The 664-nt window shown below is 57.8% G+C and carries 1 rRNA gene; it reads right to left on the reverse strand.

The features are described from left to right. Positions 1-664, reverse strand: a 23S ribosomal RNA gene (locus ACTWQO_RS48485); the annotation flags it as partial.

Genomic DNA, 664 nt, shown 5'->3' on the forward strand with positions numbered 1-664 from the left:
CGGTCCCCTTAACGTTCCAGCACCGGGCAGGCGTCAGTCCGTATACATCGCCTTACGGCTTCGCACGGACCTGTGTTTTTAGTAAACAGTCGCTTCTCGCTGGTCTCTGCGGCCACCCCCAGCTCACACTGCAAGAGTGATCACCGGTGATGGCCCCCCTTCTCCCGAAGTTACGGGGGCATTTTGCCGAGTTCCTTAACCATAGTTCACCCGAACGCCTCGGTATTCTCTACCTGACCACCTGAGTCGGTTTAGGGTACGGGCCGCCATAAAACTCGCTAGAGGCTTTTCTCGACAGCATAGGATCATCCACTTCACCACAATCGGCTCGGCATCAGGTCTCAGCCACTATTGCCAGGCGGATTTACCTACCTGACGTCCTACACCCTTACCCCGGGACAACCACCGCCCGGGATGGACTACCTTCCTGCGTCACCCCATCACTCACCTACTACAGGTCTGGTCCGTCGGCTCCACCACTCCCCTTTGCCCGAAGGCTCCAGGGCGGCTTCACGGACTTAGCATCGCCCGGTTCAGTGTTTGACGCTTTACAGCGGGTACCGGAATATCAACCGGTTATCCATCGACTACGCCTGTCGGCCTCGCCTTAGGTCCCGACTTACCCTGGGCAGATCAGCTTGACCCAGGAACCCTTAGTCAATCG

Source organism: Streptomyces sp. 4N124 (genome assembly GCF_052245395.1).
GTDB lineage: Bacteria > Actinomycetota > Actinomycetes > Streptomycetales > Streptomycetaceae > Streptomyces.